The following is a 14609-nucleotide window of genomic DNA, read 5'->3' as shown; positions in this document are numbered from 1 at the left end:
AGAACCAGATGCTGCTGATCGAATGCCCGTGGTGCGGGCCACGCGCCGAAACCGAATTTTCCTGCGGCGGCGAGGCGGACATTGCGCGTCCGCTCGACACCGACAAGCTCACCGACAAGGAATGGGGCGACTACCTGTTCATGCGCAAGAATCCGCGTGGCGTGCATCGCGAGCAATGGTTGCACACGCAAGGATGCCGCCGCTGGTTCAAGGCGCAGCGCGACACGGTGAGCTACGAGATTCAGGGCTACGAGACGTTCGAGCGTCCGCTGCTCGCGCTGGACAGCAACGAGGCAAAAGCACAAGACAAGGCACACGAGGGTAAGGCACCATGAGCCAGAAAGACCGACTCCCCAGCGGCGGGCGCATCAACCGCGCGATCGTACTGAGCTTCACGTTCAACGGCCGCAAGTATCAGGGCCATCAGGGCGACACGCTTGCGTCCGCGCTGCTTGCGAATGGCGTGCACTTTGTGGCGCGCAGCTGGAAGTATCACCGGCCGCGCGGCATCGTGACGGCGGGTGTGGAAGAGCCGAATGCGATCGTGCAGCTCGAAACCGGCGCTTACACGGTGCCGAATGCGCGAGCAACGGAGGTCGAGTTGTATCAGGGGCTCGTCGCAACCAGTGTGAACGCGAAGCCGAGCATCGAAAGAGACCGCATGGCGATCAACCAGAAGTTCGCGCGCTTCATTCCGGCGGGCTTCTACTACAAGACCTTCATGTGGCCGCGCAAGTTCTGGCCGAAGTATGAAGAAGTGATCCGCGATGCAGCCGGTCTCGGCAAGGCGCCCGAGCAAACCGACGCGGACCGCTACGACAAGTGCTTCGCGCATTGTGACGTGCTGGTGGTCGGCGGCGGCCCCACGGGGTTGGCTGCCGCGCATGCGGCGGCATTGTCGGGCGCGCGCGTGACGCTAATCGACGATCAGCCGGAACTCGGCGGCTCGCTGCTGTCGTGCCGGGCGGAGATCGACGGCAAACCCGCGCTGCAATGGGTCCACAAGATCGAAGACGAGTTGCGGCAGATGCCCGATGTGAAGATCCTGTGCCGCAGCACCGCATTCGGTTATCAGGACCATAACCTCATTACCGTCACGCAGCGGCTCACAGAGCATCTGCCTGTGTCGCAGAGGAAGGGTACGCGCGAACTAATGTGGAAGATTCGCGCGAAGCGCGTGATTCTCGCCACCGGTGCGCATGAGCGGCCGATCGTGTTCGGCAACAACGACCTCCCCGGCGTGATGATGGCTTCGGCCGTCTCGACGTATCTGCATCGCTATGCTGTGCTGCCGGGCCGCAACGCCGTGGTGTTCACGAATAACGATGACGGTTATCAGTGCGCGCTCGACCTGAAGGCAGCGGGCGCTCAGGTGACCGTGGTCGATCCGCGTGCTGGTGAGTCGAAGGGGACGTTGCCCGCACTCGCACGGCGCTACGGCGTCAAGGTCATGAACGGCGTGGCCATTACGGCCGCGCACGGCAAGCTGCATGTTGCGTCGGTGGACGTGGCGTCGTATTCGAACGGACAGATCGGTGCAAGCCAGGGTGAACTGCCGTGCGATCTGCTGGCGATGTCCGGCGGCTGGAGCCCGGTGCTGCACCTGTTCGCCCAGTCGGGCGGCAAGGCGCACTGGCATGACGACAAGGCCTGCTTCGTGCCGGGCAAGGCGATGCAGGCGGAGACGAGCATCGGCGCGTGCGCCGGCGATTTCACGTTGGGACGAGGTATTCGCCTCGCGGTCGATGCCGGAGTCGAAGCGGCCCGCGCGGTCGGCCATAGTGTTGCGCGGCCGAATCCGGTGCAGGTGGCGGAGATTACGGAGGCGAAGATGCAACCGCTGTGGCTCGTCGGCGGCCGCGAACTCGCGACGCGTGGGCCGAAGCAGTTCATCGACTTCCAGAACGACGTCTCGGCGGCCGACATTTTTCTGGCGGCGCGTGAGGGTTTCGAATCGGTCGAGCACGTGAAGCGTTATACGGCGATGGGCTTCGGCACCGATCAGGGCAAGCTCGGCAACATCAACGGTATGGCAATTCTCGCGCAGGCGCTCGGCAAGACGATTCCGGAGACCGGTACGACGACGTTCCGTCCGAACTACACGCCGGTTACGTTCGGCACGTTTGCCGGCCGCGAACTCGGCGAGTTTCTCGATCCGGTACGCAAGACGGCGGTGCACGAATGGCACGTGGAGAACGGCGCGGCGTTCGAGGACGTCGGCAACTGGAAGCGTCCGTGGTACTACCCGAAGACCGGCGAAGACATGCATGCAGCGGTCGCGCGTGAGTCGTTGGCGGTGCGTACGAGCGTCGGCATTCTCGACGCCTCGACGCTCGGCAAGATCGACATTCAGGGCCCCGATGCGGCGAAACTGCTGAACTGGGTCTATACGAATCCGTGGAGCAAGCTGGAAATCGGCAAGTGCCGCTACGGCCTGATGCTCGACGAAAACGGCATGATCTTCGACGACGGCGTGACCGTGCGCCTCGCCGACCAGCACTACATGATGACCACCACCACCGGCGGCGCGGCACGCGTGCTGACGTGGCTCGAACGCTGGCTGCAAACCGAGTGGCCGGACATGCGCGTGCGGCTCGCGTCAGTGACGGATCATTGGGCAACCTTCGCCGTGGTTGGTCCGAACAGTCGCAAGGTCTTGCAGAAGGTGTGCCACGACATCGACTTCGCGAATGCGGCGTTCCCGTTCATGAGCTATCGCGAAGGCACCGTGGCCGGCGCGGCCTCGCGCGTGATGCGCATCAGCTTCTCCGGCGAACTTGCGTATGAGGTGAACGTGCCCGCGAATGTTGGACGCGCGGTGTGGGAAGCACTGATCGCGGCAGGCGCGGAATTCGATATCACGCCATACGGCACGGAAACGATGCACGTGCTGCGGGCGGAGAAGGGTTACATCATCGTCGGCCAGGATACGGACGGCTCGATGACGCCGTACGACCTCGGCATGGGCGGGCTGGTCGCGAAGTCGAAGGATTTTCTCGGCAAGCGTTCCCTGACCCGCACCGACACGGCGCAGGCAGGGCGCAAGCAACTGGTCGGGTTGCTCTCGGACGATCCGTCGTTCGTGATTCCCGAGGGCTCGCAGATTGTCGCCGGTCCCTTTCAGGGCGATACCGCGCCGATGCTCGGCCACGTCACGTCGAGCTACTACAGCCCGATCCTGAAGCGCTCGATTGCGATGGCGGTCGTGAAGGGCGGTCTCGACAAGATCGGCGAAACGGTCACGATTCCGCTCGCCAGCGGCAAGCAGATTGCGGCCAAGGTCACCAGTTCGGTGTTCTACGACAGCGAAGGAGCACGTCAACATGTGGAATGAAACCAGAGGGACGCCGCCGGTCGTGGATCGCGCTGTCGGCGGGAAAGCGGGCGCGTGGCAGGAGTCGCCGCTGGTGGGTGCGGACGCACTGCTGAAGAAACATCAGGCGACGGCGTCGGCGGCTTTCCGGTTGAGCGAGCGGCCGTTTCTGGAACTCGTGAACGTGCGTGGCGATACGCGTGACGCAGCGTTCGTACGGGCAGTGGAGAGCGTGATTGGCTGCCGGCCGCCGGAGAAAGCGAATACGATTGCCCGCGGCAATGGTTACGACATGCTGTGGCTCGGTCCCGATGAATGGCTGGTACGCTCTGCCACCGCGCACGACGCGACACGTACCGCGCCGCTGCAGGCGAAGCTCGGTGCAGCGTTTGCCGGCGTGTTTGCTTCGGCGGTGGATATCGGCAGCGGTTATACGGTGCTCGAAATCACGGGCACGCGTACGCGTGAAGTGCTGGCGCGAGGTTGCCCGCTGGACTTGCATCCGAAGCTATTCGGCGCTGGGCAATGCGCGCAGAGCCACTATTTCAAGGCGTCGATGACATTGCTGCCCACCGGCGCGGATAGTTTCGATATCGTGGTGCGCCGCAGCTTCGCGGATTATTTCGTCAAGATCATGCTCGACGCGGCCGAGCCGCTGATGTCGTGAGGCGCGGCGAGCGGTGTTTTCACGCACCGCGCGCGGCGCTTCGTGCCTTTGATTGAGATGACGTCCACACGCATAGCCACCGCGCGTCTCACCGAGCGCGTGTGCCAGCAACGCGATGCCTATGCCGCGCTCGCGCTGCTTGATCAAAGCATCGTGTTGCGGCACCGGCGCATCGCGCTGATCCGCTATCTCCTCGCGCAGCAGCTAGGTGCACCGCTACTGCCGCGACATCATGACTACGTTGAGAAAATCGCCGCACGGCTGAGTGCGGAGACGCTCGCGCGCATTGTTGACGCTGCGCGTGCGCGGCTGCGACCGTAAGGCTCGGATTCATCTTTGCGGTGATGGCCTATATCTACGGGCAAACCGCGCTGCACGCGCAAACGCCGACGCTGCTGATCTGCGCGGGCCTTGCGATGCAGTTCTTTCTGTTTGCGATGTAGGCGGTGCTCTATACGTACACGCCCGAGTTGTATGGCACCGGCGCGCGGGCAACCGGCTCAGGTTTTACGTCGGTGATCGGCCGCTTGGGCTCGCTGATCCGTCCTTACGTGGTAGGCGTCGTGCTGCCGATGCCAGCAAGGTAGACTGGCGATGGCCGGACTGCGCGCGAAGGTGATGATACCCGGCGGCTGTGTCGGCCTACATGGTATGCGGAAACGACACAATCCGTTACGTCGTTTCCGCGTTGGACGAAAGCCCTGATCTAGCTTCGGCTACTTAACAATTATGAACTCCTCGCCAGGATCGAAAAAAAACGGATAGAAGCTACGGGCAAACGCAACGATATCAGGCGGCCCCGATAGCACGCCCATTTCCCATTTTCTGTCCGCATAAACGAACCATTCTCCGGGAATTGGCAGGACCGCATATCGCTCAGAATTGGCCCACAGACAGTCCGCAGGGCTGTCGCCCGGGTCTTTTTGCCAAGATTCGAAGAAGTCGTCGTCGGAGTGTTCGGCACGATGTACGAAGCCAGGGTACTTATGAAAGTGGAAATGAAAATAGCTAAACGGGTCTGGCTTCAGCACTAACGTGGCAAAATCGCTCGCATCTTTGAAGGCGAGCAACGCTCGTATAAGTTCAAAGAATCTCTGCGTCGAAATATCAACAGAATCAAAATAAAGCAATTCGGCGGACGAAGCTCCAGCCAGCTTTTCCCGGCCCGCGTGCGCACGCTCCCATAGCGGAAGAAAGATAGCCAAATCGGTGATGAAGTCTGGTTTGCTCATTTTGGAAGCCGTATCTTGATGGTGCCACGTGACGCGCCGGGCGGCACATATTCGGCAGTGGGATATCCAGCGTTCGAGTCGTCCCTGACGGTGTACCTTGCACCATCCTTTGCAAAGATGTCTGCTTTGCCATCTTTACTAAGAGACTGTACATAGCCACTTTCTAAGAGGTTCGCTTCAAACTCTGCCTTGCCGACGTCGGTTCGGATGTTGCGAATGCTACCGCCCGTTGTGATGTCAGTGTATTCCGATGTGATGCGCCCCGGCGGGATCCCATCAACCTCCGTCTCCGCAACTGGTTTGCACATCTCCTTGATGCGCTCCCAGTTTTCCGCAGTCTTTCTTGCCCCCTGACCGATCCCATACCTGACCGCCGGGTTTTGCGCGAGTCGCCAGACAAAAGCGATTCCACGCGCCGCGCCGTCGATCAGCCCCACTGAGAAATGACAGCTCCTACAAACGGTCCTCGCGCCTACGGCAGAGCCAGCCAGTAGAAGCTGACGCCCCCCTTGCAGGTTAGCGGGCGGTCCTACCGGTGAATCGCCGTAGTTATAGTTATCAATCCACTGATCGATCTCGTCGCTACTGATCGGAATATCCGTGCCGTCATTCAGGTCGAGAACGCTGCCGTTCCTTGCAACCGTACCAATACGGTACACGACCTGACCGTCCGGCGAATAGTCGAACCTGACCTTGAACACGCGTCGGACACCACCATTCACCGGACTCGCGTACTCATTGAACTTGAAGAGGTCAATGCGCCCGCGTCGGTCGTAGCGCAGATAGAAATCGCCGGTCGGATTGTAACCGTACAGGACACGATGCGCGGCATCGCGCGAAATGGCCTCGCTTGCAACGTTTTCTTCTACCGGATAAATCGAGAAGACGTTCCCCGTCGCATCCCGCGTGACCACCCACTGCCCTGCGACCTTCCCATCGGCCATCTGCTGCGCGAACGTGAGCCGGTTCGTGGCGTCATACGTCATCCCGTAGGACATCGTTACGCCGACGGCCCTTGGCGCATCAAAGCCACTGGCGCCGGTCGCGTCGCTGGTCGGTGTTTCAGCGATTCCCGTGGTGTTGCCGCTTGCATCGTAGACGAATGACTGAATTAGCCTCGGCGACGCGATCATCGACGGCCGCAGACTCGTTGCGTCGGCGTAGCGGATCGTGGAGACCGACGTACCGGACGCACTTTTTACTGTCGCGCGAACCGGTCTTCCCGTGTCGTCGTAGCTGTATTCGGAGGTGGCGCCACTTGCATCCGCGTCCTTCAGCAGGTTGCCCGAAGCGTCCCATGCCGTGCTGGTGTTGCCCGCCGGTGACGTGCTTCCCGTCGACCGCAGCATGCCGCCGATTGACGAGAGATTCAGCGTGGTGGCACGTCTGCTATCGGTGATCACTGTCGAGCCGGTCTGATAGGCGAACTGCACGTTGTGCCCCGCGTCCGGATGGCTGACGGCCACCGCGCGGCCCTGCGCGTCGTAGGTCCAGGTTGCAATGCGGTTACCCGACTCGTCGATTTCACCGGTCAGCGCATTCTTGAAACGGGTGTCGTCGTAGACATACCGGTGCACATAGCCATCCGGCCAGGTTACCGACACAAGATTGCCGTTTGCGTCGTACCCGTACTGCGTCATGCCGCTGAGCGGATCATTCAGGCGTGACAGCCGGCGCTTGTCGTCGTAATCGAGACGAAGCGTGAGGTCCTTGTTCGCGTTTGTGCCTGCCGCATGCTGGGTGATCGTCGTCAGCAGACCCGAAGCGTCGTAGGTCAGTGTCCGGGAAAATCCGGTCTTCGTGCTTTCCGAGAGCAGCATACCTTGCGCGGAATATGATTCGACGGTTTCTGTGCGAAGGTCAGTGAGCGTCCAGCCCGATCCGTTTTGCGCGAGCGCAAGGCCTGTAAATCCAGCTGTTCGCCACGTGCCGGCTGACCAGTTGAAGGTGACTGGTTCACCGTTCTCGCGATACGCGAGAACCTTTGACGAACTGCCGCTATTCGCATTGGCCAGCCCCAGGTTGCGCTGCCAGCTATGGAACCAAGCCGGTCCCAACGCATTGACATTTTTTGCGAGTGGTTTGGATCGGTAAGTACGCGTGAACTGCAACGGGATATCGTCGCCGCTAACGAAGTCGGTCTCCGTCGACGTTACCGCGCCACTGCCAGGGTAGATGGGGTCCGCGACAGGACAACTCTTTTCCGGTTCGTCGGTAGCGGGGATTGAACACCACTGGTCAATCAGCGCAAGATCGTTTATGCACGCGTAGTTGCCCATGCCGCCAGGCGTGTTGCTGGTCACATCAAGTCGGCAGCTTTTTGTCCCCGGGGTCGCGCCAGACTTTGAGTAAAGCGTGAAGCAGTCGTCTGCATTTGCACTGAATGCAACTGGCAGCAAAATGAACGCCACGAGTAGGCGCCCCACGTAGCCAGCCTGCCAATGAAACGAGTCTTTTGGTTTCATGAATCTCCTTTTATGTGTGTCGTTAGAAAAACGTAGTTGTCGCGACACTGCAGCGGGAGATCAGAAATCAAAATAGGAAAAATCGGAAACTGCGACGTCACAACACGTCTTCACAAACCTGCCTAATCAATAGGCTCTAATAGGGCCGCCGTCCGGCCACGGAACGACGATGATCATCCTTAACTCCGGTCAGAACTCGGCAGTGCGATCGTGGACCATGACGCAGTCGATCATTGATGGATCAAGTCTCTCGTGAGCCTGGATGTCGAATTGAGAGAGGCGTGTGACTTATCTGAGCACGACTAGGCGAGCTGCAGTAGCAGGCCAGCGATGCGGGGTTGCCAGAGATCCGGTACAGCGCCTTGGCAACTGTCTGACAGCAATGGCGAGAAAGTAATTGACTATCCATCGAGGCAACTTGCGGCATTGCCCGACGTTTTCGCCGACAGTTTCGTTACCGTTCTCCGAAGCCGGTGAAGATGGCGGTCAGTAAGCTGCGACGCATGCTGTTTTAGATCGTAACTCAAACCGCCGTGGCCTCGCGTCTCCTCGACGCCACCCCATTCGCGACAAAATACGGCGTCTCCACCCGCGCCAGCGCATCCCGCCCACGAATCCGATCCGCAATCTTCTCCGCGAGCATGATCGTCGGCGCGTTCAGATTGCCCGTGGTGATCTGCGGCATGATCGACGCATCGACCACGCGCAGCGCGTCGAGCCCATGCACGCGTCCCTCGCTATCGACCACAGCCATGTCGTCATAGCCCATCTTGCACGAGCACGACGGATGAAACGCGGTCTCCGCGCGCATGCGCACGAACGCATCGAGCTGTTCGTCCGTCGTCAACTCCGCGCCCGGATTCAACTCACGCCCGCGGTAACGATCGAGCGCCGGCTGGCGCATGATCTCGCGCGTAATGCGGATTCCGTCACGGAATTCCCGCCAGTCGAGCGGGTCGGCCATGTAGTTGAACAGAATGCCCGGATGCGCGCCAGGGTCGCGTGACGTGAGCTTCACACGGCCACGGCTAGGCGAACGCATCGAACCGACGTGCGCCTGGAAGCCGTGCATCCTGATCGCGTTCGAGCCGTTATAGTTAATCGCGACGGGCAGGAAGTGATACTGGATGTTCGGCCACAGGTCCTCATCGCGGGTGCGGATGAAGCCGCCCGCCTCGAACTGGTTGCTCGCGCCGATACCCGTGCCGCGCAGCATCCATTCAAGTCCGATCGCAGGTTGATTCCACCATTGCAGCGCCGGATAAAGCGAAACCGGCTCCTTGCATTCGTACTGGATGTACATCTCCAGATGGTCTTGCAGGTTTTCGCCGACGCCCGGCAGATCGTGTACGAGCGGAACGTCGAGTTCGCGCAGCCATGTCGAGCGGCCGACACCCGAGCGTTGCAGCAATTGCGGCGACGCAATCGCGCCGCTGCATACCAGCACTTCGCGGCGTGCATGCGCGGTCACCGCGTTGCCCTGATGCAGATACGCGGCGCCAATCGCACGCTTGCCCGAGAACAGTACGCGATCGGTCACGGCATGCGTCACGATGGTCAGATTCGGACGCGCTTTCGCACGATCCAGATAGCCGCGCGCGGTGCTGGCGCGTCTGCCGTTCGCCGTGACCGTGCGGTCCATCGGGCCGAACCCTTCTTGCTGATAGCCGTTCAGATCGTCGGTGCGTGGGAAACCGGCCTGCACGCCGGCTTCGACCATGGCGGCGAACAAGGGATTGTTGCCGGGCTTGCTGGTCGTCACATGCACCGGACCGTCGCCACCGTGGTATGCGTTCGCACCCGCGTCGCGTGTTTCGGCTTTGCGGAAGTACGGCAGGCAATCCAGATAGGTCCAGTTTTCCAGCCCAGGACGCCCGGCCCAGCCGTCGTAATCGAGTGCATTGCCGCGGATGTAGCACATGCCGTTGATCAGCGACGAACCGCCCAGCCCCTTGCCACGGCCGCATTCCATGCGCCGGTTGTTCATATGCGGCTCGGGGTCCGTTTCGTACGCCCAGTTATAGCGCCGTCCTTGCAGCGGATAGGCGAGGGCCGCCGGCATCTGCGTGCGGAAGTCGAAACGGTAGTCGGGGCCGCCTGCTTCGAGGAGCAGCACGGTCACGTCCGCGTCTTCGGTCAGGCGCGAGGCGAGCACGTTGCCCGCGGAACCCGCGCCCACGATGATGTAGTCGTATTCGTTCGAAGCCATCGCCGCCACTCCTTAGAACACCGGTTGATACGGGCCGAGTTCGACCTGCACGGACTTGATGCGTGTGTAATGTTCGAGTGTGGTGATGCCGTTCTCACGGCCGACACCCGATTGCTTATAGCCGCCCACCGGCATTTCCGCCGGCGATTCGCCCCACGTGTTGATCCAGCAGATACCCGCTTCCAGGCGATGGATCACGCGATGCGCCCGCGCCAGGTTCTCGGTCACGACACCCGCGGCAAGACCGTAGGCGGTGTGATTCGCACGAGAGATGGCTTCGTCTTCGGTGTCGAACACGAGGATGCTCATCACCGGGCCGAAGATTTCCTCGCGCACGATGCGCATATCGTCGTGGCAGCCGCTGAAAACCGTCGGCTCGACGTACTGGCCGTTGCCGAAGTGGCCCTCGGTAATCCGCTTGCCGCCGGCAACAAGCCGCGCACCTTCCTGCACGCCGCTTTCAATGTAGCCGAGTACCTTCTGCAATTGCGCGGCGCTTACCAGCGGGCCGAAGTTGGTGTTGGCCTCGGTGGGTGCGCCGACGCGAATCCGCTTGACACGCTCCAGTACCAGCGCTTCTAATCGCTCGGCAACGCTGCGTTGCACGAACACGCGCGTACCGTTGGTGCAGACCTGGCCGGAGCTGAAGAAGTTGGCGCTCATCGCGATGTCGGCGGCGCGCTCGAGATTGGCGTCGTCGAAAACCAGCAAGGGCGACTTGCCGCCCAGCTCCATGGTCACTTCTTTCAGCGACGAGGCGCCCGCAAGCGACATCACCTTCTTGCCTGTTTCCACACCGCCCGTGAACGAAATCTTCTCGATGTCCGGATGCGCGGCGAGCATCGCACCGACACGTCCGTCGCCTTGCACGACATTGAACACGCCGGCCGGCACGCCGGCTTCGGTATAAATCCCGGCGAGCTTTAAAGCCGACAACGGGGTGATTTCACTCGGTTTGAAGATCATCGCGTTGCCCGCTGCCAGTGCCGGAGCAGACTTCCAGCACGCGATCTGGATCGGGTAATTCCACGCACCGATGCCCGCGCACACGCCCAGCGGTTCGCGCCGCGTATAAACGAACGACGACGGGCGCAATGGAATCTGCTGCCCTTCGATGGCGGTGGCAAGCCCCGCGTAGTACTCGATCACGTCCGCGCCGGTGACGATATCGACCGCCTGGGTCTCCGCGATCGGCTTGCCGGTGTCGCGCGTTTCGAGCGCGGCGAGTTCGTCGTTGCGTTCGCGCAGGATCTCGACGGCGCGACGCAGAATGCGCGAGCGCTGCATCGCTGTCAGCGCGGCCCACTCGCGTTGTCCGGCACGCGCGGATTGCACGGCGCGATCGACGTCGGCCGCCGACGCCTGCTGCACCGTTGCGAGCGTTTCGCCGGTGGCGGGGTCGAGCGTGTCGAAGGTCTCTGCGCCGGTCGCGTCGACGTAGCCGCCGCCGATATAGAGACGTTGCGTTGCGAATACCGCCATGACTTGCTCCTTTCTAAAATCTCGCTGGTCTAGTTGCCGGCTTTCAGGACCAGATCGATGTATTCGTTCGCCACGCGCAGCGCCGCCTTCGTATCGAAGGGTTCACCGGACAACGCGCCGCGCAGCCACAGTCCGTCGATCAGCGCCGCCAGGCCGCTCGCCGCCCGGCGCGCCGCCGGGCGCGGCAGCGCTTTCGAAAAATCCGCGCACAGGTTCGAGTTCAACCGGCGCGTGTTCACGTATTGCAGCCGCCGCAATGGCGGCTTGTGCATGCTCTCGGACCAGAACGCGAGCCACGTTTTCATCACCGGGCTGCTGGTCTGCCCGGTGTCGAAATTCGCTGCGACGACCGCGCGCAGTTTCGAGCGCGGATCCGCCTTTGCCGCGCGGCGCCGCCTTGATGTGGCTTGCCACAGATCGCGCAGCACGTGGCGCATGGTGGCCTCGAGCAAGCCGTCCTTGTCGCCGAAATAGTGGCTGACGATGCCGGTGGAAATGCTCGCGCGCTGCGCGACCGAAGCGAGCGTCGCGCCCGCGAGACCGGTTTGGTCGATGGTCAGCAACGTGGCGTCGATCAACTGTGCGCGGCGGATTTCGCGCATTCCAAGTTTGGGCATGGTGCGAGGGGCAGCAGGCGAGGGCCCAGCCACCCAGGTATTCGATGAGGCATCGTAGTTTTTTTATATTGATCGGTCAATCAATAAAAGCCGGGTTGCATCAGCGTGCGCGCGGGTTGCGCCGCGCGTGTCGGTTCCGGCCAAACCGGTGTCGCGTTGGGTACATGTCCTTTGTTTCAGTGGGCGCTACGCTCGTTAAACGGCGCGCGAGTTCGACGAGGTCGGATCAGGCGCGCGCCGCTCACGAAACATGGAGACAGACAAATGAGCAGCAATCGCGGCGTCGTGTATCTAGGGCAGGGCAAGGTGGAAGTGCAGTCGATCGACTATCCGAAGATGGTCGATCCGCGTGGCCGGTCGATCGGCCACGGCGTGATCCTGAAAGTGGTGAGCACGAATATTTGCGGCTCCGATCAGCACATGGTGCGCGGCCGCACGACCGCCGAGGTCGGTCTGGTACTCGGTCACGAGATCACCGGCGAGGTGATCGAGATGGGTCGCGACGTCGAAACGCTCAAGATCGGCGATCTGGTGTCCGTGCCGTTCAACGTGGCCTGCGGACGCTGCCCGACCTGCAAGGCGCAGCATACCGGCGTGTGCCTGAACGTGAATCCGTCGCGCGCCGGGGGGGCTTATGGCTATGTCGACATGGGCGGCTGGATCGGCGGGCAGGCCGAGTACGTGATGGTGCCGTACGCCGACTTCAATCTGCTGAAATTCCCCGACCGCGCCCAGGCGATGTCGAAAATCCGCGACCTCACGTGCTTGTCCGACATTCTCCCGACCGGTTATCACGGTGCGGTGATGGCGGGTGTGAAACCCGGCGCCACGGTCTATATTGCAGGCGCAGGGCCGGTGGGGATGGCGGCGGCGGCTTCAGCGCGCCTGCTGGGCGCGGCTTGCACGATCGTCGGCGATATGAACGAGGCGCGCCTCGCGCATGCGCGCAAGATGGGTTTCCAGACCATCGATCTTTCGAAGGACGCCACGCTCGGCGAGCAGATCGAACAGATTCTCGGCAGGCCCGAGGTGGATTGCGCGGTGGACTGCGTCGGCTTCGAGGCGCACGGCCACGGCAGCAGCGGCCAGCACGAAGAAGCGCCGGCCACGGTGCTCAATTCGCTGATGGAAATCACGCGGGCCGCGGGCGCGATCGGCATTCCGGGCCTTTACGTGACGGACGATCCGGGTGCCACCGATGCTGCCGCTCGCAAGGGCAGCCTGAGCATCCGCTTCGGCCTCGGCTGGGCCAAGTCGCACTCGTTCCATACGGGGCAGACGCCGGTGATGAAATACAACCAGAATCTCATGCAGGCGATCTTGTGGGACCGGCTGCCGATTGCGGATATCGTGAACGTGACCGTCGTGTCGCTCGATGAAGCGCCGGACGGTTATCGGCAGTTCGACGGTGGCGCGCCGAGGAAGTTCGTGATCGATCCGCACGGGCTGTTGAAGGCGGCTTGAGGCGCCAAGGGACCGCGCTCGCGGATCAAGCCGCCAGCACAGGCGCCGTGGCCAGCGACGGCGCCTGCTTGCGCCGTTCGCGCGTGGGCGCCGTGCCGAATGCGTCGCGATAGCTCTTCGAGAAGTGGCAAGCCGACTGGAAGCCGCAAGCCATGGTGATATGCATGATCGACATGTCGGTCTGCAGCAGCAACTCGCGCGCGCGGCGCAAACGCAGCGTCAGATAGTAATGCGTCGGCGTCATGCCCAGATGCTCCCGAAACAGGCGCTGCAACTGCCGCTGCGACATGCCCGCGAGGCGCGCGAGTTCTTCGCGTGAGAGCGGCTCTTCGATGTTGTTCTCCATCAGCGAGATCACTTCGAAGAGCGACTTGTTGGCCGAACCGAGCCGCGCCACCAGCGGCATTTTCTGTTGTGCACTCGTATCGCGGACATGTTCGACGATGAACTGCTCGGCGATCTGCGTGACCCGTGCCGTGCCGACGCGCGGTGCGATCAGGTTGAGCATCATGTCGAGCGGTGCCACGCCGCCCGTGCAGGTGACGCGATCGCGATCGATCACGAACAGTTCTTTCAGAAAGCGCGTGTCGGGAAACTCTTCCTTGAGCGCCGACATGTTCTCCCAGTGAATCGCGCACGCATAACCGGCCAGCAATCCGGCGCGCGCCAGCGCATAGGTGCCGGTGCACAGGCTGCCGAGCACGCTGCCCGTGCGAGCGAAACGGCGCAACGCGGAAAGATGGGCGGGGGTGGTGGCGCGCTGCACGTCGATACCGCCGACCACGAACACGATATCCGGTTGGCCCACGCATTCAACCGGACCCGTGTCGACCGACAGGCCATTGCTCGCCGCCACCGGGCCGCCTTCGGGGCTCACGATCGACCAGCGGTAAAGCGTTTGTCCTGTCAGGTAGTTCGCCATGCGGAGGACTTCGATCGCATTGGTGAACGCGATCATTGTGAAGTTCGGAACCGGCATGAATGCGAAATGCGACAGCGACGCCGTGCGATCGGTGGACATGGGAGGAATGATTCCTTCGAATCTGTAATTTCGCGTCGTCGTGGGGAGCGGCGGCTCATGCAATTTTGCGGACTAGCGCAACTACCGTGCCATCAGGCTAAACCCTCGGTTCCCCATCAATCAGGTTGGATAGCTAAAC

Annotated in this window: 11 protein-coding genes and 1 pseudogene; 6 read left to right on the top strand and 6 right to left on the bottom strand. The window is 61.9% G+C overall.

Annotated features, from left to right (window positions below; genetic code table 11):
- Positions 1 to 8: 8 nt before the first annotated feature.
- From ACAX43_RS19125 to ACAX43_RS19105, 5 genes and pseudogenes are all read left to right on the top strand, one after another.
- Positions 9 to 335 carry a sarcosine oxidase subunit delta gene (locus ACAX43_RS19125; protein ID WP_370709977.1) on the top strand — a complete coding sequence of 109 codons (327 nt, stop codon included), beginning with the start codon at positions 9 to 11 and terminating at the stop codon, positions 333 to 335.
- Positions 332 to 3334, top strand: coding sequence for a sarcosine oxidase subunit alpha family protein (locus tag ACAX43_RS19120; RefSeq protein ID WP_370709976.1), 3003 nt, complete (start codon positions 332 to 334; stop codon positions 3332 to 3334). Before ACAX43_RS19125 ends, ACAX43_RS19120 begins: the two co-directional genes overlap by 4 nt.
- Positions 3324 to 3980 carry a sarcosine oxidase subunit gamma gene (locus ACAX43_RS19115; protein ID WP_370709975.1) on the top strand — a complete coding sequence of 219 codons (657 nt, stop codon included), beginning with the start codon at positions 3324 to 3326 and terminating at the stop codon, positions 3978 to 3980. Before ACAX43_RS19120 ends, ACAX43_RS19115 begins: the two co-directional genes overlap by 11 nt.
- Positions 3981 to 4037: 57 nt before the next feature.
- Positions 4038 to 4301 carry a hypothetical protein gene (locus ACAX43_RS19110; protein WP_370709974.1) on the top strand — a complete coding sequence of 88 codons (264 nt, stop codon included), beginning with the start codon at positions 4038 to 4040 and terminating at the stop codon, positions 4299 to 4301.
- A 17-nt stretch (positions 4302 to 4318) separates the two neighbouring features.
- Positions 4319 to 4555, top strand: a pseudogene (locus ACAX43_RS19105) (MFS transporter); the annotation flags it as partial.
- Positions 4556 to 4696: 141 nt separating this feature from the next.
- Here the strand turns inward: ACAX43_RS19105 and ACAX43_RS19100 are convergent.
- From ACAX43_RS19100 to betI, 5 genes are all read right to left on the bottom strand, one after another.
- The gene (locus ACAX43_RS19100) at positions 4697 to 5212 is read right to left on the bottom strand and encodes a hypothetical protein (RefSeq protein ID WP_370709973.1); all 516 of its coding nucleotides are present in this window, start codon (positions 5210 to 5212) and stop codon (positions 4697 to 4699) included.
- On the bottom strand, positions 5209 to 7677 hold the full coding sequence (locus tag ACAX43_RS19095; RefSeq protein WP_370709972.1) for a DUF6531 domain-containing protein: 2469 nt from the start codon (positions 7675 to 7677) through the stop codon (positions 5209 to 5211). The genes ACAX43_RS19100 and ACAX43_RS19095 overlap by 4 nt, the downstream gene beginning before the upstream one ends.
- Before the next feature lie 523 nt (positions 7678 to 8200).
- Entirely contained in the window at positions 8201 to 9886 is a 1686-nt protein-coding gene (gene betA, locus ACAX43_RS19090) for a choline dehydrogenase (protein WP_370709971.1), read from the bottom strand.
- A gap of 12 nt (positions 9887 to 9898) precedes the next feature.
- Entirely contained in the window at positions 9899 to 11368 is a 1470-nt protein-coding gene (gene betB / locus ACAX43_RS19085) for a betaine-aldehyde dehydrogenase (protein WP_370709970.1), read from the bottom strand.
- 29 nt (positions 11369 to 11397) lie between these two features.
- On the bottom strand, positions 11398 to 11985 hold the full coding sequence (gene betI, locus ACAX43_RS19080) for a transcriptional regulator BetI (RefSeq protein WP_370709969.1): 588 nt from the start codon (positions 11983 to 11985) through the stop codon (positions 11398 to 11400).
- Between the two features lie 264 nt (positions 11986 to 12249).
- On the opposite strand from betI, the gene fdhA reads away from it, so the two are divergent.
- Positions 12250 to 13449, top strand: a complete 1200-nt coding sequence (fdhA, locus tag ACAX43_RS19075) for a formaldehyde dehydrogenase, glutathione-independent (RefSeq protein WP_370709968.1) — start codon at positions 12250 to 12252, stop codon at positions 13447 to 13449.
- A gap of 25 nt (positions 13450 to 13474) precedes the next feature.
- Here the strand turns inward: fdhA and ACAX43_RS19070 are convergent, their stop codons facing one another.
- Positions 13475 to 14470 (bottom strand): GlxA family transcriptional regulator, encoded by a 996-nt coding sequence (locus tag ACAX43_RS19070; RefSeq protein ID WP_370709967.1) that lies wholly within the window; start codon positions 14468 to 14470, stop codon positions 13475 to 13477.
- Positions 14471 to 14609 lie beyond the last annotated feature (139 nt).

Source organism: Paraburkholderia sp. IW21, assembly GCF_041321145.1.
Classification (GTDB): Bacteria; Pseudomonadota; Gammaproteobacteria; order Burkholderiales; family Burkholderiaceae; genus Paraburkholderia.
The sequence above is the reverse complement of the archived record's forward strand: the minus strand, read 5'-3'. Positions and strand labels throughout refer to the sequence as shown.